Annotated in this window: 21 protein-coding genes; 7 read left to right on the plus strand and 14 right to left on the minus strand. The window is 61.4% G+C overall.

Annotated elements, in window-relative coordinates; all coding sequences use genetic code 11:
- Positions 1-318 precede the first annotated feature (318 nt).
- On the minus strand, positions 319-798 hold the full coding sequence (locus U1703_RS16520) for a hypothetical protein (protein ID WP_332786573.1): 480 nt from the start codon (positions 796-798) through the stop codon (positions 319-321).
- Positions 799-1,142: 344 nt separating this feature from the next.
- Here U1703_RS16520 and U1703_RS16525 point away from each other — a divergent pair, with 344 nt between their 5' ends.
- On the plus strand, positions 1,143-2,294 hold the full coding sequence (locus U1703_RS16525; RefSeq protein ID WP_332786574.1) for a DNA cytosine methyltransferase: 1,152 nt from the start codon (positions 1,143-1,145) through the stop codon (positions 2,292-2,294).
- Positions 2,291-3,226: a DUF4928 family protein gene (locus U1703_RS16530; protein WP_332786575.1), complete on the plus strand. Its 936-nt coding sequence runs from the start codon at positions 2,291-2,293 to the stop codon at positions 3,224-3,226. The genes U1703_RS16525 and U1703_RS16530 overlap by 4 nt, the downstream gene beginning before the upstream one ends.
- Positions 3,227-3,376: 150 nt before the next feature.
- Here the strand turns inward: U1703_RS16530 and U1703_RS16535 are convergent, their stop codons facing one another.
- Complete coding sequence (locus U1703_RS16535; RefSeq protein WP_332786576.1) at positions 3,377-3,580, minus strand: hypothetical protein; 204 nt, start codon at positions 3,578-3,580, stop codon at positions 3,377-3,379.
- 165 nt (positions 3,581-3,745) lie between these two features.
- Between U1703_RS16535 and U1703_RS16540 the strand changes: the two genes are divergently transcribed.
- Positions 3,746-4,288, plus strand: a complete 543-nt coding sequence (locus U1703_RS16540) for a Ros/MucR family transcriptional regulator (protein ID WP_332786577.1) — start codon at positions 3,746-3,748, stop codon at positions 4,286-4,288.
- 48 nt (positions 4,289-4,336) lie between these two features.
- Here U1703_RS16540 and U1703_RS16545 read toward each other — a convergent pair whose 3' ends face one another.
- Positions 4,337-4,963 carry a recombinase family protein gene (locus U1703_RS16545; RefSeq protein WP_332786578.1) on the minus strand — a complete coding sequence of 209 codons (627 nt, stop codon included), beginning with the start codon at positions 4,961-4,963 and terminating at the stop codon, positions 4,337-4,339.
- Positions 4,964-5,389: 426 nt separating this feature from the next.
- Between U1703_RS16545 and U1703_RS16550 the strand changes: the two genes are divergently transcribed.
- The 3 genes from U1703_RS16550 (at position 5,390) to U1703_RS16560 (ending at position 9,802) form a co-directional block, all read left to right on the plus strand.
- Positions 5,390-6,955 (plus strand): GmrSD restriction endonuclease domain-containing protein, encoded by a 1,566-nt coding sequence (locus U1703_RS16550; RefSeq protein ID WP_332786618.1) that lies wholly within the window; start codon positions 5,390-5,392, stop codon positions 6,953-6,955.
- Positions 6,956-7,940: 985 nt separating this feature from the next.
- On the plus strand, positions 7,941-9,377 hold the full coding sequence (locus U1703_RS16555) for an ABC transporter substrate-binding protein (RefSeq protein ID WP_332786579.1): 1,437 nt from the start codon (positions 7,941-7,943) through the stop codon (positions 9,375-9,377).
- Positions 9,378-9,382: 5 nt separating this feature from the next.
- Positions 9,383-9,802, plus strand: a complete 420-nt coding sequence (locus U1703_RS16560; protein ID WP_332786580.1) for a DUF4112 domain-containing protein — start codon at positions 9,383-9,385, stop codon at positions 9,800-9,802.
- 6 nt (positions 9,803-9,808) lie between these two features.
- On the opposite strand, the gene U1703_RS16565 is transcribed toward U1703_RS16560, so the two are convergent.
- From U1703_RS16565 to U1703_RS16615, 11 genes are all read right to left on the minus strand, one after another.
- The gene (locus U1703_RS16565; protein ID WP_332786581.1) at positions 9,809-10,516 is read right to left on the minus strand and encodes a ribonuclease T2 family protein; all 708 of its coding nucleotides are present in this window, start codon (positions 10,514-10,516) and stop codon (positions 9,809-9,811) included.
- Positions 10,513-10,914, minus strand: coding sequence for a hypothetical protein (locus U1703_RS16570; RefSeq protein WP_332786582.1), 402 nt, complete (start codon positions 10,912-10,914; stop codon positions 10,513-10,515). The genes U1703_RS16565 and U1703_RS16570 overlap by 4 nt, the downstream gene beginning before the upstream one ends.
- A 19-nt stretch (positions 10,915-10,933) precedes the next feature.
- On the minus strand, positions 10,934-11,770 hold the full coding sequence (gene nadC, locus U1703_RS16575; RefSeq protein ID WP_332786583.1) for a carboxylating nicotinate-nucleotide diphosphorylase: 837 nt from the start codon (positions 11,768-11,770) through the stop codon (positions 10,934-10,936).
- The gene (nadA, locus tag U1703_RS16580; protein WP_332786584.1) at positions 11,767-12,753 is read right to left on the minus strand and encodes a quinolinate synthase NadA; all 987 of its coding nucleotides are present in this window, start codon (positions 12,751-12,753) and stop codon (positions 11,767-11,769) included. The genes nadC and nadA overlap by 4 nt, the downstream gene beginning before the upstream one ends.
- A gap of 45 nt (positions 12,754-12,798) precedes the next feature.
- Positions 12,799-13,533 carry a DUF4230 domain-containing protein gene (locus U1703_RS16585; protein ID WP_332786585.1) on the minus strand — a complete coding sequence of 245 codons (735 nt, stop codon included), beginning with the start codon at positions 13,531-13,533 and terminating at the stop codon, positions 12,799-12,801.
- Positions 13,515-14,375 carry an MBL fold metallo-hydrolase gene (locus U1703_RS16590; protein WP_332786586.1) on the minus strand — a complete coding sequence of 287 codons (861 nt, stop codon included), beginning with the start codon at positions 14,373-14,375 and terminating at the stop codon, positions 13,515-13,517. The genes U1703_RS16585 and U1703_RS16590 overlap by 19 nt, the downstream gene beginning before the upstream one ends.
- A 72-nt stretch (positions 14,376-14,447) precedes the next feature.
- Positions 14,448-16,187, minus strand: coding sequence for a M56 family metallopeptidase (locus U1703_RS16595; RefSeq protein ID WP_332786587.1), 1,740 nt, complete (start codon positions 16,185-16,187; stop codon positions 14,448-14,450).
- Entirely contained in the window at positions 16,184-16,552 is a 369-nt protein-coding gene (locus tag U1703_RS16600; protein WP_320453917.1) for a BlaI/MecI/CopY family transcriptional regulator, read from the minus strand. Before U1703_RS16600 ends, U1703_RS16595 begins: the two co-directional genes overlap by 4 nt.
- Positions 16,553-16,708: 156 nt before the next feature.
- Complete coding sequence (gene grxD, locus U1703_RS16605; protein ID WP_056439494.1) at positions 16,709-17,032, minus strand: Grx4 family monothiol glutaredoxin; 324 nt, start codon at positions 17,030-17,032, stop codon at positions 16,709-16,711.
- Positions 17,033-17,056: 24 nt separating this feature from the next.
- Positions 17,057-17,293 (minus strand): BolA/IbaG family iron-sulfur metabolism protein, encoded by a 237-nt coding sequence (locus U1703_RS16610; protein WP_058717554.1) that lies wholly within the window; start codon positions 17,291-17,293, stop codon positions 17,057-17,059.
- A gap of 2 nt (positions 17,294-17,295) precedes the next feature.
- Positions 17,296-17,619 carry a DUF1476 domain-containing protein gene (locus U1703_RS16615; RefSeq protein WP_320453919.1) on the minus strand — a complete coding sequence of 108 codons (324 nt, stop codon included), beginning with the start codon at positions 17,617-17,619 and terminating at the stop codon, positions 17,296-17,298.
- 277 nt (positions 17,620-17,896) lie between these two features.
- On the opposite strand from U1703_RS16615, the gene U1703_RS16620 reads away from it, so the two are divergent.
- Positions 17,897-18,046, plus strand: a complete 150-nt coding sequence (locus U1703_RS16620) for a hypothetical protein (protein WP_332786588.1) — start codon at positions 17,897-17,899, stop codon at positions 18,044-18,046.
- Positions 18,047-18,076: the final 30 nt, after the last annotated feature.

Raw genomic sequence — 18,076 nt, forward strand, 5'->3', positions numbered from 1 at the left:
CTCACGCAGCACGCCTATGATCTGATCCTCGGTAAAACGGCCTCGCCGCATCGCTCGTCTCCATCTGACGAGCTAACTTACCAATGGCATGATTTCCGGGGAGCAGGTCACCTACCGTTCACCGACGCATGATAGCGATTTACTATATGTGCTTTCGCATACGCTGCTGAATTGAAGGCGATTACAGATATTGCAGCGACCATCAATCCGGCCCTGAAAATAGAGCGGCAACGATTTCTAAGCATTGGGTAATGCTCCCCACCTTTGCAAATTTTATTACACTGATGCTTTTGGTGTCGACAACCAAGGGCAGCCACATCAGCGAGTGTCAGGCTTCCACGTGGCGGTGTCGCACTCAACAGGCTCGGGGTAGCTGACATATTTGCCTTCAACACGATCTACGGCGTGCTTAGTCTTGATACCCTGCAATGCGGTCGCACACCGCAACGATGCCAAACCATATCGGGACGCAGAAGGAACGAAGGTTGGCATCGTGCAACCCGCGCTCTTCATCAAATCCATCGTCATCTGCGCTTGGTTCATGACGTTGGAATTCTGCATTTCACGCATCGTCGTTCGAGGTGCGCTGTCATCAATCGCGTCTTCCGACTGACTGTAGGCCAACTTCTTACTAGCGCCCTCATAATCAGCCATGAGCTTGGCACAGATGGCAGGTTCCGCCTTAACCGCCGCCTCTGCCCTTATTGCCGATGGCTTGTTTGCACGGCGTTGAGACAGCGACGCCGTCGGGAAAAGCGCTGCTACAATGGCGAGCGCATAGAGAGCCTTAGGCTTCATGAAATGTTGCCCCACGTTCTACCGCTCCGCCCCGACAGTCGGGACGGTTAGCCGCGCGCGAACGTAGGAACACGCGCCCTGCGTATTCCCCGAAGGTGTTTTATTCTGCAGGCCGCCCGACCTGTCTGGTCGAGTGCCTACGTTCGCCGCACGGATGCGGATCGTCCCTCACGGCTAAGATCGGAACGATGGTGGTTTGATATGCTGCCTGCGGGCCGGTGTCTAGGTGACAGCTATGCTCCCATCATTAAATGAGACGGATATCCACGACTTTGTTCCTCCCGTCGTTGACAACGGGAATCGCGGTAGGCAGGAACATGCGAGGAACGCAGAAGGGTTCGGAAGTGCTGGATTTTTACGAGTTCTTCGCTGGCGGCGGGATGGCGCGAGCGGGTCTCGGCAAGCGCTGGAACTGCCTGCTCGCTAACGACTTTTCAGCCATGAAGGCACATGTCTATCGGTTGAACTGGGGCGACTCAGACCTGATTGTCGGCGATGTGGGACTTCTGCAAGTCGGTGACCTGCCCGGTAAGGCTGACCTCGCCTGGGCTTCGTTCCCTTGCCAAGATCTCTCGCTCGCGGGCAACTATGCGGGCATCGGCAGGGAGCATGACAATGAGCGTACCCGGTCAGGGACGTTCTGGTCATTCTGGAAGCTGATGCTTGATCTGAAGCGGCGCGGTCGCGCCCCTCGGTTGATCGTCCTTGAGAACGTCTACGGCATTCTCACCTCTGGCGGAGGCAGGGATTTTGCCGCCGTGGGGGCTTGCCTCGCATCGGCTGGGTATCGCTTTGGTGCGGTCCTGATGGATGCCGCGCGCTTCCTGCCGCAGTCTCGGCCTCGCGTGTTCATCGTTGCCGTGCGGAATGACGTCTCAATCCCGTACGACATCACTGCGGAGGGACCGCAGCCGGGCTGGCACCCGCCACAATTGATCAAGGCTTTCGAGCAGATGGACATGGCGGCGCGGGAGGCTTGGACGTGGTGGCGTGTACCCGACCCGACGTATCCTCCACTGCCGTTGGAGGCCCTGATAGAGGACGACCCGCAGGACGTTAGGTGGCATTCGGCGTCTGAGACGAAGCGGTTGGTCTCAATGATGACGGAGCGCAACTACCTCAAAGTCCAGAGCATGATGGACAGCGGACGGCGTAGGGTTGGTACAGTGTACAAGCGGACGCGGGATGGGGTGCAGCGGGCCGAGCTTCGTTGCGACGGTATCGCGGGCTGTCTACGGACACCCGCCGGGGGTTCGTCACGGCAGCTCGTCCTCGTGGTTGAGGGGCGCGAGATACGTTCTCGTCTGATCTCCTCCCGAGAGGCCGCGCGTCTCATGGGGCTGCCGGACAGCTATGTCTTGCCCAAGGGCTATAACGACGCCTACCATGTGGCAGGCGATGGCGTTGCTGTGCCCGTAGTTCGGCATCTCGCTGCCTTCATCTTGGAGCCAATCTTGGCGGAAAATTCTACCCGTCTTGCGATTGCCGCCGCATGATTCAGTTGCTGGAAGAGTTCGTCACCAAGTCCAAGATCAAGAACAAGGGCGCGTTATCAATCATGCTCGTGGTCACCGATCACGCTCGGACCATGGGGCTGCCTCTTAAGGCTGCTAATCTCGTGGTCGAACGAGGTGGGCAGGTGCTGGGCGCGGGAGCCGCTAAGGTGCAGGCCATTCTTGCCCGGCATGGCATTGACCGGGTGCTGGCCAAGGAAGGTGGACGCACGAGCCGTGGCAGCATCGATAACATGAAGGCCTACGTGGCCTTCCTGAACGACGCCCATGAACTAGGTCCGCTCGATCTTGATACTATCGAGGGGTTCTGGGTCCAGAAGGTCCGAGAGTTCTTCGCTGCGAAGCCGTTCACGCTTCGGGTAGACCCAAGCCATGGCTTGCGTTCGACAGTCCGTAGCCTTGTCGCGCAGGCTGAGGAACGTCAGCGTGAGGCGGGCGGGACCATGATCGTTGGCACGGTGCTCCAGCACTTGGTGGGAGCTAAGCTACAGGTCGCTCTGGAAGGCCGGGCAGACGTCGAGCACCACGGCGCGAACGTCAATGACGTGAAGTCGCGGGGCGGGGACTTCGATCTGGGGGATACGTCTATCCATGTGTCGGTATCGCCCGGAGAGGCTCTCTTGCTGAAGTGCAGGGATAACCTTGGCCAGGGGCGTCGACCGGTCATTGTTACTACGCGCGAAGGGTTGGCAGTCGCGGAAGGCCTAGCGCGCAATCTCGGTATCGCTGACCGTGTCGACACCATCGAGGTGGAGCAGTTTTTAGCGACCAACATCTATGAGATCGGAGTATTTGAGGCGGCGAAGCGCATTACGGCCATTAGCGACATCGTTGACAAATACAATGCCATCATTGACGAATACGAGACCGACCCTTCATTGAAAATCGATCTCGCGACGAGGGCGACTGGTTGACTGCTGACGATGCCCCTAGGGCTGTTCCAAAATAATCCTGTTGCCCTGCAAACAGGCAAACTCGATTGTTCGCCGATGAAGGGCGCAATGCTCTAGGTTCCGCAGCTTCCGGTTTAGATGGTCGTATTCATCATCGTTCAGCACACTGGCTTACAGGACGGCGGTTAGCTGCAACTGCACCCCGGCACCGGACAATACGGCCCTTGCCCGCTGTGCTGCCCCTACCGCCTGTCGATAGTGTATCGTGCCGAACCGCTCGGCATCCTCGAACGGCAACGGGCTCCACTCGTCCGAAGGGTAGACTTCATTGTAAATCGCCTCTGCCGCTGGCCGTAGCTGCGTATCGTGGTTCATGGCCTATGCTCCATTGCTCCATCCAAGGTAGAACAAAGAGTGAACGCTTGGCAATGGGTTAGCGGTGTCGACCGTCAGCCTGCCGATGGGTGGAACGTCCGAAATCAACGTGACCGCAACCTTCCGCTACCAATATGATTACAGGGTCATAGCAAAGGAGCGACCATGGCGGACGAAGCCGTAAACGTGAATGCCGTAGAGCTGGCAACGGACCTGACTATAGCTTGGTTGGGCAACCCGAACACCCGTACTCCCGCCGATGAGGTTCCCGCCTTCTTGGGCAAGATGCACGAAACGGTTTCAGCATTGCTCGGCGGCGGCGACACCCAAGCCACCGAACAACAGGCTCCTACCGAATACACCCCGGCTGTATCAGTTCGAAAGTCGCTGGCGTCCAAGGATCACATTATTTCGATGATCGACGGCAAGCCCTACAAGACGCTACGCCGCCATCTCGCCACCAACGGCCTGACCCCGGAAGAATACCGCGATCGTTATGGCCTTAGGGTTGATTATCCAATGGTATCCGAGACCTATTCGGAAAGCCGCCGCGCCATGGCGAAAAAGATTGGTCTAGGACGCAAGCCGGGACAAAGCCCGAAGGCGGCACAAGCCGCAAAGCCGGAAGCAAAACCCGCTCGTAAGGGTAAGTCGATCTCGGATGCAAAGGCCGCTGCACAGGCACATTTGGGCGGCTCTAGCGAATAGTCGAGACGGGGGCGGGCCAACGCTGCCCCCCCCCCCAACCCCTCAACGTCACTCGTCATCTGCCGCTATTAGGGCATCCATCAATTGGCCCCTTAGGCGCGTCCTACCCGCCACGCTCCGGCAGTATGCGTTATCTGCAAAGGCGCGATAAACGCTGGCCCGGCCGATACCCAACCGCTTGGCAATCTCGGTAGCGCCAATGCCTTCTGCACGAAGAGCATTGATTGCGGTGATATCAACCGAAGGCTTGCGCCCCTTATACACGCCAGCGGCTTTAGCCTTCGCAATGCCCTCCATCTGGCGCTCCTTACGGATTGCCGTTTCAAACTGGGCAAAAACACCGAGCATTTGAAGGAAGGCAACGCCAGCGGGGGTCGAGGTATCAATCGGCTGTTCTGTCGCCCGCAAGAAAGCCCCTCGCTCTTTAAGCATGGCAACAATCTTCTCTAGGTCGGCAACCGACCGCGCAAGGCGGTCAATCCGGGTAACCATGAGGGTATCGCCAGAACGGATGAAGGATAGAATGGTATCCAACTCCGCCCTGCCCTCAACCGTAGTCCCTGAACGCTGCTCCGACCGGACGATAGTGCAACCGGCAGCGCGCAACGTTGCCTCTTGGATTTCGCAGTTCTGATCGTCGGTGGAAACTCGGGCGTAGCCGATGATGGTCGACATAATGGAATGTCCCAATAGCCTCTAGACCAAGCCACCCTGCTGTCTCAATTAACGAGAGTCAACCCTATTGGGACAACCCCCGCGTCTCATTTATCTGTCTCGTTCGGGTATACCCAAACGGCCTCACTTTCGTTCGCATTAGCTATTGAAATCTTTAAAGCGATAGTAATCGACTAAACAAAAGCCGAGACGACCTCTTTCTAACTGCCTTAACGGGACGGAGTGGAAAAAGGCTGACGGACCGCAAGCTACCCAATCAGCAGTCAAGGCGCGCTATGGTCCCCGATTGAGCGCCCCACCCAAGGAGCCAGCGCTAAGCGTGAAGCGAATGTAGCTACGATTTACCATCAATGGCATCCAAAGCCTGTTGCATTAATCGCCGCCGGGTTTACGCTTTCAGTTCGGGAGGATTGTTTTGTGTCAGCTATGTTCATTGAGGAAATAATCGCCAAGCTCAAGCGTGGGGAACTTCGGATTCCGGCGTTCCAACGGGGCTTCGTATGGTCACCCGACGACGTCGCATTCCTGATGGATAGTATCTATAAATCCTATCCATTTGGCGGGGTTTTGCTCTGGCGAACAAAAAATATGTTAGCTCAAGAACGTGCACTTGGCCCTTTTGTTATTCCAGAGCCAACCGCGGACTATCCCATTGACTATGTTTTAGATGGCCAACAAAGAATTACATCGATACTTGGAGTTTTCGCCACTGACTTACCAAAGACGGACGCAGTTGAGTGGCGTGACATATACTTTGACCTATCGAGTAACGACCATACACAGTCCAGCCAGTTTGTAGCCCTTGATAAATCAGAGGTGGAGGATGACAAGCATTTCCCACTAAACATAATATTCGACTCGACAGCCTACAGAAAAGCAACAAGAGGCTTTGATGAATCTGTAGCTGAACGCCTCGATAACTTAAAAAAGCGTTTTCAACAGGCCCAGCTACCATTTTCTATGGTTGAAACGGAAGAAAAACCCAAGATTGCTATAGTTTTTGAGCGCATAAATAGAAAAGGCGTTCCGCTTGATACGTTTCAACTTCTCTCCGCATGGACTTGGAGTGAAGATTTTGAACTCAAGCAGCAGTTTGAGGAGCTAGCAGGGGAGCTGGAGCCTTTTGGCTTCGATGGCATTGGCGAGGATACCGATCTTTTACTTCGTTGTGCCGCCGCGGTTTTAATCGGAAAAGAAAGCGCCGAAAGCCTCTTGAATGTTTCGGGAACGGAAGTGCGTGATGCACTGCCCAAAATAAAGAAGGGATTAAAAGCATCAATTGACTTTCTTAAAGGAAATATGCGCGTCCAAAAATTTTCAAATCTTCCATACCCCACAATTCTCATACCCTTAACAGCGTTCTTTGCAGGCCCCGAGGGTGAACAATTTGCGCTTACAGACCAGCAGATAAAGACTTTAAAACATTGGTTTTGGCGATCTGTGTTTTCTCGCCGATATAGCAGTGCCACGAAACGCAATTTAGAGAATGATATCCGCGAAGCGAAGCATTTGCGAGCTGGTCAAGTAAGCACACTTGGTAATTTTGAAGTGTCACTTGGTTCTGGATTATTCAAGGACCGACGCTTTATTGCCGGAACGGTAGATACAAAGGCCTTCATCTTGCTACTTGCCTCATATAGCCCAAAATCTATCGTGAACGGCGGCGACGTACAAATCGGTCGTGTTCTTGCAGCAGGAAACAAATCAGAGTTCCATCATCTATTTCCTCAGGCTCACTTAAAGAGAAATGGTGTAGACCCAAGCAGAGTAAATTGCCTTGCCAACTTTTGTATGCTTTCAGCGTCTGATAACAAGAAGGTGGGATCAAAATCACCGTCTGCCTACAGGGAAAAACTTGCCAGCAATGTTGATGTTCTCCTACCTACTAACTTAATACCACCCTCTTTATTTTTGGATGATTTTGATGCATTTGTAGAAGATCGCGCCAAATTGCTAGTGAAGGCAGCCCAAACGCTAATGGGGAAAGAATAGCCCTACATACTATTAACATTTTAGAAGCAATGACGGCTTCACATTCGTCATTGCTTCCAAAATGCTAGATTTATTTTGTATTTATATCACATTCTTAGTGCTACGATATAAATTAGAGCACATATAGAATCATGCCTTATTGATTAAGCCATGCGACATTCTTTACGATTTACGGTTTTGTATCAAAAACCCTGCAAAATTTAACAGCGCATGCGGAGTGGGGTACTGATATCTAAACGTCCAGCGCTGTATAAAAATAGCAGGGTTTTTCTGCAAAAAATGAACCTATCGGCCGCTTTTTGCGCGCTCCCGATCCATGTCGCGAAGCTTTTCATCAATCCGTGCTATTTTTACGGGATCGATAACGCCATTCTTCCTGCAACCACGAGGAAGAGGGCGAACAGGGTGCAATGGACACGACAGCACAGAACAAACTGCGATCTGCTCCAATGCAGTACCAGGACTTAGATAATCAAAACTACACTGCTTACACATTAAATCTATATTTATTCTTAAATTCATTATTTCAACTTTAGCTTGTCGCTCCGTTTATCTACGCGCACTACGGCCCGACGTTCGCCCCCTGTATCTTACTTTCCTGTCTAAATCAACCAAAACTACGTAGATTCATATTGCCGGGCCTATCACGCGTCTATTTTAACTTTATGGCACTTGATATTATGACTTTGGCGTATCGACATACTTATAACGCCTACTTCTGCGTCATCGTTTCGAGTAGTATTGGGTAAGTCATAGCCCCCCCCCTGTCGCTTCCCTCTTTCCGAAGTCAGACCGCGTGTAATTCTGGTGTAATCAATGCCGGAAAAGGGGGGTAAAAGGGGGTATTTCTGGGTATCAGCCCTAAGCACGGAGCGTGGCTAAAGGCATGAAATTAGGTCGAAATAGGCATACTTGGGGATATGTCCCCCATCGACTTAAAATCGGCTTCCTATGGAGTGCGGGTTCGAGTCCCGCCGTCCGCACCATGGCGCTGGGCGCCGTCCTGCTGACCGCATCGGGATGCGACCGCCACGCCGATACCGGCTCCGTGGTCGTCAGCGCGGTGTCCTCCGCCGATACCGCCCCCACGGCGTCCCGAGATCGTTCCGGCGAAGGCGATATGCCGCACCGGGTCTTGCGCAATGCGCTGGCGCAGGGGCTGGTGCGCTTCGACGCCAATGGACAGATCGAGCCGGGGCTGGCCGAGCGCTGGATCGTGATCGATGACGGCGGCAGCTATATCTTCCGGCTGCGCGAGGCGAAGTGGAACGACGGTACGCCCGTCACCGCCGACCAGGTCGTGCCAATCCTGCGCCGTCTCACCTCGGCGCAGTCGGGCAACCCGCTGGCCCCCTTCCTGACCGCGATCGACGAGATCGTCGTGATGACGCCGCAAGTGATCGAAGTGCGGTTGTCACGCCCCCGGCCCGACCTGCTGAAGCTGTTCGCACAGCCAGAGATGGCGATCATCGACCGTGCCCGTCATGGCACCGGACCGTTCCGGATCATCCGATCGGGTCCCCCGCCCCTGCTCCGCCCTATCCCCGACCCCCGCCGCGCCGAGCCCGATGATACCGAGACACCCGCGCCCGAGGATGACGTGCTGCTCGTTACCGAGAGTCCGGCCCGCGCCGTCCTGCGCTTTGCGCGCGGCAAGTCGGACCTGATGCTGGGCGGGCGGTTCGAAACCTGGCCGCTGATCGATGCAGGCGGGGTCGCCTCGACCGCGGTCCGGGTCGACCCCGCCGCGGGGCTGTTCGGACTTGCCATCGCCACTCGCGACGGCTTCCTGGCCGATGCCGGCAACCGCCAGGCCCTGTCGGCGGCGTTCGACCGGACGGCGATGCTGAGCAGCATTGCACCCAACTGGGAGGCCGCCGACCGGCTGTTGCCCGACGCGCTCGATTCGGATGCCCCGCCCCAAATCCCCGGCTGGGCCCTCCTGACCCTGGACGAGCGGCGGGCGGGCGCACGGGCACGGGTTGCCGCCTGGGGACAGCCGGTGCGGCTGCGGATCGCCCTGCCGCGCGGGCCGGGCGCGAACCTGCTCTACGGACAGATCGGCGCGACCCTGCTGGCGATCGGCATCACGCCCGAGCGGGTCGACAACGACGCCCCCGCCGACCTGCGGCTGATCGACGCCGTCGCTCCGTTCGACAGCGCGCGCTGGTATCTGGCGACCGCCTGTGCGCCCTGCGGCCCGGAGGCACAGGCCGCGATCGAGCAAGCCCGGCTGGCCCCGACCCTCGCGACGCGCAGCGCAGCGATCGCGGCCGCCGATGCTGCGATGAACCAGGACACGCCGTTCATCCCGCTGGCCCGGCCGCTGCGCTGGTCGCTCGTGACGCGGCGGCTTCCGCAGTATCAACCGAATGTTCGCGCCTGGCATCCATTGAACCGGTTGCGTGCCGACACCAATTGATCGTTATGGCCAACGCATCCCGTATCGACCCGACCAGCTTCGACGCGCTTCCGCTCGACAAGGGCATCGCGGCCAGCCGCCAGCGGATCGAGGCGATGGAGCGCCTGCTGGAACGGGTCGTGGTGCTGCCCGGTCTCAACCGACCCATCGGACTCGACGTCGTGCTGGGGCTGGTGCCCGTCATCGGCGACATCGCCGCCGCCGCGCTGGGCAGCTATATCATCTGGGAAGCGCGCAATCTGGGCCTGTCGAAGTTCCAGATGGCGCGCATGATGGGCAATGTCGGCTTCGACGCGCTGCTGGGCTTCGTGCCGTTGATCGGCGACGCCGCCGATGTGCTGTTCCGGTCGAACACGCGCAACCTGCGGATCATCCGCAAGCATCTCGACAAGCATCACCCCTCCAGCGTGGTGCTGGAGGGGTAGGCCCGGTCAGCGGCCCCCGCGCCAGATTTTCAGCGGCGCGTTCGGTGACAGGCCGCCCTGATGCGCCGGGCAGCGGCCGGGCCGGAATGCCTTGTTGAGGCAGATCCAGATTTCGTCCAGCCAGCCTTCGCGCGTGGCGGTGACGCGCATCATGTCGGCGCTCATGCCGCGGTTGGCCGCGGCGAACGCCTTCGCCAGATCGCCTGCGGTCAGGTCACCCTGCCGCGACAGCGCCGCCATGTCGGGATAGCGCAGGCGGTAGTAAAGCGCGTTGGACTGCTGGAAATAGCGCGCGGGGCTATAGCCCGCCATGCAGGTGCCGTGCTTGGCCCATTCATGCTGCATCAGCTGCGCCGAGGGTGTGGCGCAGATATGGCGGCGGACCACCGCCTGGGGAAGGATCGCGGTGGGGCGGCAATACTGCGGCCAGTCCTTGTCCACGCCATCGGGCCATAGGCCGTGCAGGGTGAAGCCGAAGCGATTGGCCGAGCCACACTGAAAGCGGCTGTCGCCCTTCGGGTCGCGGCAATATTGCGGGCTCCAGGTGATCGCCAGCGTATAGCCGCCGATCGGCAGCACGCGGGTCGGCTGGCTGGCGCTGGGCAGGTCGGGGCGGATGCGCGGCACGCTGGAAGGCGAGGAGCACTGCAACGTCTGCGCCGACGCCAGTTGCGGCGCGGCCAGCAGGGCAAGGCCGATCAGGATGGTCTTCATGCGTCGCTTACCTCCGACATGGTGCGATACCAGGCCCGGGCATTGGGCCGCGAGAGCATGACGACCGCCACAAGCGACGCCGCCGCCTGGACCGCCGTCAAGATGCCGAACACGCCCTCCGCCAGTGCACCGACCGATACCTGATAGAGGAACCCCAGCAGGTTGAAGACGGTCAGGACGATCAGGAAGATCAGCCCCCCGAAACTCGCCCCGCGCGTCGTGATCAGCGTCGCCGCCAGGAACAGCGCGATCGGGATCACATTGGCGACGATGGTGATGACCGCGCCATATTGCGCCACCGCCTCACCCCACCCCAGCGCGGCCAGAACCACCAGCAGGATGATGGCGAGGAACGACAGGCGCTCGCCCAGGACTACCGACTTCGGTCGCACGACCATTTCCCCTTCCAAGCCGGGCTCAGGCCGCGGCGAAATCCAGTCCGATATCGGCCGCCGGGGCCGACTGGGTCAAGCGCCCGACGCTGACATAGGTGACGCCGGTTTCGGCCAGCGCCCGGATGGTGTCGAGCCGCACCCCGCCCGACGCCTCGGTCGGCACGCGACCCGCGACCAGCGCGACACCCTGCGCCAGCTTGGGCGGCCCCATATTGTCGAGCAGCAGATGAGTCGCGCCCGCCGCCAGTGCCGGTTCGATCTGGTCGAGTTCGTCGACCTCGACGATGATCCGCGCGATGCCCGCCGCCTTGGCCGCCGCAACCGCCGGGCCGATGCCGCCGGCGACTGCGACATGATTGTCCTTGATCATCGCCGCATCCCACAGGCCCATGCGGTGGTTCTGCGCGCCGCCCATGCGGGTGGCGTATTTCTCGATCAGGCGAAGGCCTGGGATCGTCTTGCGCGTGTCGAGCAGGGTCGCGCCGGTGCCCGCAATGGCCGCGACATAGCCCGCCGTCATCGTCGCGATGCCCGACAGATGCTGGACGGTATTGAGCGCCGAGCGTTCGGCGGTCAGCATCGCGCGCGCCTTGCCCGACAGCCGCAACAGCGCGGTGCCCGCAGGAACGCTGGCGCCATCCTCGACCAGGCGTTCGATCTGGACATCGGCGTCGAGGCGACGGAAGAACGCCTCGGCAATGGGCAGGCCCGCGACGGTGATCGCATCGCGGCTGGCCATGGTGCCGACAAAACGCGCCTCGGCCGGGATCACGGCGGCCGACGTGATGTCGCCACCCGGCCCCAGATCCTCCGCCAGCGTCGCGGTGACGAAGGCGTCGAGGTCGAAGCCTTCAATCACGAACGCGGGCCCAGATCGCCCTTGCCGACCGTGCCGCTGGCCAGCGTCAGCATCGCGTCGAGGCTTTTCTTCGCCTGGAGCCGCAGGCCCTCCTCGATCTCGACACGCGGCGTCAGGTCGCGGAGCGCCAGGTACAGCTTCTCCATCGTGTTCAGCGCCATGTACGGGCAGATATTGCAGTTGCAGTTGCCGTCCGCGCCGGGTGCGCCGATGAAGGTCTTGCCCGGCATCGCCTTTTGCATCTGGTGGATGATGTGCGGCTCGGTCGCGACGATCAATGTGTCGCCGGTGACGGTCTGGGCGAACTCAAGGATGCCGCGGGTCGAACCGACATAGTCGGCATGGTCCAGGATGACCGCGGGGCATTCGGGATGCGCGGCGATCGGCGCGTCCGGATGCTGGGCGCGCAGTTTGAGCAGCTCGGTTTCGCTGAACGCCTCGTGCACGATGCAGACGCCCGGCCACAGCAGCATGTCGCGCCCGGTCTTGCGCGCGAGATAGCCGCCCAGATTGCGGTCGGGGCCGAAGATGATCTTCTGCGCGGGGTCGATCTGCGCCAGGATCTGCTCCGCCGACGACGACGTCACGATGATGTCGGACAGCGCCTTCACCTCGGTCGAGCAGTTGATGTACGTCAGCGCGATGTGATCGGGATGCTGCGCGCGGAACTCGGCGAACTGGTCGGGCGGACAGCTGTCCTCCAGGCTGCACCCGGCGGCCATGTCGGGCAGCACGACGATCTTTTCGGGCGACAGGATCTTGGCCGTCTCCGCCATGAAGCGCACGCCGCAGAACGCGATAACGTCTGCATCGGTCGCCTGCGCCTTGCGGCTGAGGTCCAGGCTGTCGCCGACGAAATCGGCCAGATCCTGAATCTCGGGCTTCTGGTAATAATGGGCGAGGATGACGGCATTGCGCTCCTTGCGGAGGCGGTCGATCTCGGCGCGCAGGTCGAGGCCCGTCAGATTCGTCTGGATGGTCATGGCATTCCCCCTAGGCGCTAGGTTTGGCGCCGACAATCATGGACATCAGCCCGCGTTGCCCAGAACCTCCTGGACGGTGCGTGTCGTGTCCCAGCGTTCGTTGTTGGACGCTTCGTCGGCAAAGCGCACCTTCACGCTCGCCTCGACCCCCGCCGCGCGCAGCGGCATGGCGAAGCTGCTCTCCACCGCCCGCCGGGTCGCATCGCGGGCCAGCTTCATCGGGGCCGGAGCCCGCGCCTGTCGCAACAGCTCGGCCTGCCCGGCGGTGCGATTGGCCGCGTCCAGGCGCTGTTCGGCATCGGTAAAGGTCGTCAGCACCCCGCCCGACCCATATTCTCGGATCGCCGCCAGATCGACCTGCGGCCCATCGATCTCGACCGAGGGCAGCGTGACCGACAGGGTCCGGCTGCCTGCGTCCCAGCGGACATCCTGCTGGCGCAGCTTGCCCAGATCGACTTCATAACGGACCATGCCCGGCATGATCAGCGTCCGCTCGGTGGAAAAGCCCAGCTGCGACTGGCGTGAGGTGACGACCGCGACATAGCGCGCGGCAAAGGCGGAGAGCCGGTTCTGCTCGCGAAGCCCGTCCAGGCTGGCGCGGGCGATCGTCGTCGGATCCGGGGTGAGCCGGTCGGCGACGTAACGCTGCACGCCCCACACCACGATCAATCCCGCCAGCACCAGCAGGACGATGACGCCCGCGACCTTGGTCAGGAACAGGCCGACGCCGCCGCGCGGGCGTGTTGGAGATTGGGGTGGGTTCACGCCGCGCTCGTCCATGATGCTCCTTCCTCGCGAACCAGTCCGCGCGTCTGCAGGTCATAAAGATGCGCCAGCACCGATCGTTCCGCCGCCGGAATCAGCCTGGGGTTCAGTCCGACATACATCTGCGCGGTCATGGCCGAAAGCGTCAGCGGCGCGCCCTTGGCCAGCAGCCGCACGATCTGCCCCTCGCGCTGTTTGCGATGGCCGAGCATCCCGCGCACCAGCCGCTGCGGATTGTCGACCGCGTCGCCGTGACCGGGATAATAGACGCGGTCATCGCGTATCATCAGCTTGTCCAGGCTCGCCATATAGGCCGCCATGTCGCCATCGGGGGGCGACACGATGCTGGTCGACCAGCCCATGACATGATCGCCGGAGAACAGCGCCCTGGTTTCGGGCAGCGCGAAGGCCAGATGGTTCGAGGTATGGCCGGGCGTGGCGACCGAAGTCAGCGTCCAGCCGTCGCCACGGACGCCCTCTCCCTCGGCCAGCACCCGGTCTGGAGCATAGTCGCGGTCGAATGCCGCATCGGCGCGTCCGCCCGCATAATCCGCCGCGAAGGGGGCGGCACCGACGATCGGGGCGCCGGTCGCTTTCGCCAAGGGGCGGCTGGCCGGGCTGTGGTCGCGGTGGTGATGGGTGATGACAATCGCAACCACGGGCCGCCCGGCGATCGTGCGGATCAGCGCGTCCAGATGCGCGGGGTCGTCGGGGCCCGGATCGATGACCGCCACGTCGCGGTCGCCGACGATATGCGTCTGCGTCCCCGTATAGGTGAAGGGCGACGGATTGGGAGCGAGCACGCGGGTGACCAGCGGCTCGAGCAGGATCGGGATGCCGGTCGGGTGCTCAGCCATCGGCGATGATGTGGCCTCAAGCACCGCCCGAGGCAAGCCCCCGCCCGAACATGGCCGGGCGGGGACAGCGCATCAGTTGCGATCGGCATTGGCGATATTGGCCTTCATCTCGGCCATCGCCTTGTCCATGCCCGCCAATGCCTCGTCACGAGCCTGGCCCGACAGGTTGCGATCATTGGCGAGCGAGGCGCGGGCCGAGGCGACACTGGCCAAGGCGATCGCCATGCTCTGCCGCGCCGAACCACGCGATGCGGCGGCGGCTTCCTCGGCATCGCGGCGGATACGATCGGTGCAGATGACCGTGATCGACTGGCCGGTCTTGCTGTCCTTCGTCGTAAAGCTGGTCCGCCCGTCGACGCCGTCAATGCCGCAGGTGCGCGACTGGACGAGAGGCAATAGCTGCATCCGTTTGACGAGATCGGCGGAGCGGGCGGCGTCGGCGCGGATGCGATCGGTACAGATCACGGTAACATTCTGCTGCGTCCGGCCGTCCACCGTGGTGAAGCTGGTGCGCGTATCACTGCTGCCGGTGCCGCAGTTGCGCGATTCGACTCGCGCGATCCCGGCAACGGGCGTGCTGTACGCGCCGTTCGCGGTCACGATCCGCACCCGCTGGCCATCGCGCATGGTGACGATCTCGGTTCGTGGGGGCGCCGGGGTGGAGGGCGTGGCAGGCGTTGCGGGCGTTGCGGGCGTTGCCGGTATTTGCGGCGACGAGGCTACGACCGGAGCCATCGGAGCAGCGGGCGCATCGATGGCGGCGGGCGGCTCGGGCGGCTCGGGCGTTTCGGGGACGGCGGGAACCGCGATCGGATCGGTGACGACCTCGCTCGACAGGTCCACGCCCAGCGTATCCTCGACCTTGCTGGTCAGCGCCGCCGCCGCCGGGGTGCCCGATGCGGTCGCGATCAGGCCGCCCATCACCAGCAGGGATACGGTGGCGCCGCCGATCGCCAACTGGCGACGCGATTTCGGAGAAGTCGTCAACATCTTCAGCCTCCCTTTCAGATCATCGATGGTGTGCAGGTGACAGGCGCCCGACAGCGCGCGGCCATGCGCGGCCTTGACGATGGCGCAGGCATAGACATGCCGGTCGGCCCGACTGCGCCCCTTCAGCACGCGGGCGTCATTCGCCAATTCCTGATCGGCGCGAAAAGCATGGAAAGCGCGCCAGGCGACGGGATTGAACCAGTGGAGCGCCAGCACGGCCAGCGCGATCCAGTTGGCGATCAGGTCGCCGCGTGCGTGGTGGCCAAGCTCATGCGCCAGCGCAAGGTCGCGCTCGTCGGCATCGTAGCGCTCGGCGAAATCGCGCGGAAAGGCGACGTAGCGCCGCCATATGCCAAAGGCGAGCGGCCCCGGCGCGCCGTCACTGGCGACCACCCGCACCCCCTGGATCGCGTCCAGCGTCTCGGCGGTGGCGAGCAGGCGGGTGCGGAACCGCCAGTGGCGATAGAATTGAAATCCCAGGAAGCCCGCCGCCCCGACGATCCAGAACAAGGCGACGCCCTGTGCGATCATCGGCCACAAGCTGGGCTCGGCAAGCGCGGCCGGCAACTGCTGGGCGACCGGTGCCATGACATAGGTCGAGAAACCCTCGCTGGCGGCCGACAGCGGCGGCGTCGCCTGTTCGGACACCCCCTGCGGCAGGCGCGGGAGGATCAGGCGCAGCAGCGGCAATGCCCAGAGCGCATAGGCGACCTGCGGCCCGAAGGCCTGGCGGACATGGCGGCGGGCCACCAGGACCAGCACCATCAGGAGGGTGGACGCGATCATCGCCTCCACCGCCCAGCCGAGTTGCGCGCCGCTCACGCCTTCAGCTCCTTGAGCAGCGCCTCGATCTCGGAAATGTCCTGCGCGGTCAGTTCGTCGCGTTCGGCAAGGTGCGCGACCAGCGGGGTCAGGCGACCACCGAACAGCCGGTCGATCAGACGGCGCGATTCGCCGACGACATAATCGTCGCGCGCGACCAGCGGGCGATACAGATATCGCCGCCCCTGCTCTTCATGCGCAATGGCTTCCTTGGCCAGCAACCGACCAAGCAGCGTCTTGACGGTGTTGGTGCTCCAGCCGCGTTCCGGGTCGACCCGTTCGGAGACGTCCTGCGCCGTCAACGGCGCTTCGTCCCACAGGACCTCCATCACCGCATGTTCGGCATCGCTGATACGCTCGGCCATCGACTCGCCCTCTCATTGACTACATGTGTAATCCTATTGTGATTACAGGCGTAGTCAATAGGGCCGAACCATTCCTCCCCCGCAAGGGGAGGCACAAAAAAAGGGGGCCGGATCGAAACCCGGCCCCCCCCTTACATTCCTACGATCGCGGACCGGTCACGCGGTCTTCACATCCTGGACCAGTTCGGCCAGTTCGCCGCTTTCGTACATCTCCATCATGATGTCCGATCCCCCGACGAATTCGCCCTTCACGTAGAGCTGCGGGATGGTCGGCCAGTCGGAATAGGCCTTGATACCCTGGCGAATGCCCTGGTCCTGGAGCACGTCGACGCTCTCGAACGGCACGTCCAGATGGTTCAGGATCGCGACCGCACGGCTGGAAAAGCCGCACTGCGGAAAGAGCGGCGTGCCCTTCATGAACAGCAGGACCGCATTGTCCTTCACCAGCGCGTCGATCCGCGCATTCGTATCGTCGGTCATATCATTCGTCCTTCAGGAAACGGGTCAGGCGGCCGGAACCGCGGTGGTCAGTTGCAGCGCGTGGAGCTCACCCCCCATGCGCCCGCCAAGCGCGGCATAGACGGCGCGGGTACGTGCGACGCGGCTCATGCCCGCAAAGCTCGCGGCCACGACATGCGCGGCATAATGGTCGCCGTCTCCGGCAAGGTCAGTGATCTGGACCTCGGCATCGGGAATGGCGGTGCGGATCATCGCGGCGATGTCATCGGCGGCCATCGGCATGGTCAGCGGCTCTCCATAAGCTGGCGGCGCGCCTCGACCATCTGTTCGTCGAGCGCACGGCGGACCTCGGCCTCGCCGACGTCGATTCCCGCGGCGGTCAGGTCGCCCAGCAGCTTGCGGATCACATCCTCGTCGCCCGCTTCCTCGAAATCGGCCTGGACGACCGCCTTGGCATAGGCATCGGTCTCGGCGGGGGTCAGTTTCATCCGCTCGGCCGCCCATTGCGCGACCAGCCGGTTACGGCGCGCCGTGATGCGGAACACCATGTCCTGATCGGCCACGAATTTGGCCTCGAAGCCCTTTCTGCGATCGTCGAAACTCGTCATCGGTCCGCCATCCCCCAGCCCCGCAGGGCCTCGTCATGTGTCTCTATCGAAGCCCCGAAATAGGCATAGCGCCGGGCGGGTGCAACCAATGTGCCGCGACGCCGTTCGCGCGCCCTTCGATTGCGCGGAATTCGGCATGAGGATCGGCACCGGATTTCCATGTGCCACCCCGGCGAAAGGGGAACAGAAGGGGCCCTTCGGGCGTAGTGTAACCGACGCAGTGATCGGATGATCGGCCGCATCCAAGAGCCGGTGCCGACAAACGCAGGAGAGTGTGATGCGCCACGAACAGTTCCTGCAGACCCGCAATCCGGCCCGCGACCCGCATCATGGCGACCGCAGCCCCATGTTGGGCATCGTCAACGGTATGCTCGGATCACTGGCGATTTGGGCCCTGATCGCAGGGGTCGTCGTCGTCGCTTCCTGACCGACTATCCGCCGCCAACGGCGATCGAGC

Origin of the sequence: Sphingomonas flavida, from assembly GCF_036663655.1 — a bacterium.
Taxonomy (GTDB): Bacteria; Pseudomonadota; Alphaproteobacteria; order Sphingomonadales; family Sphingomonadaceae; genus Sphingomonas.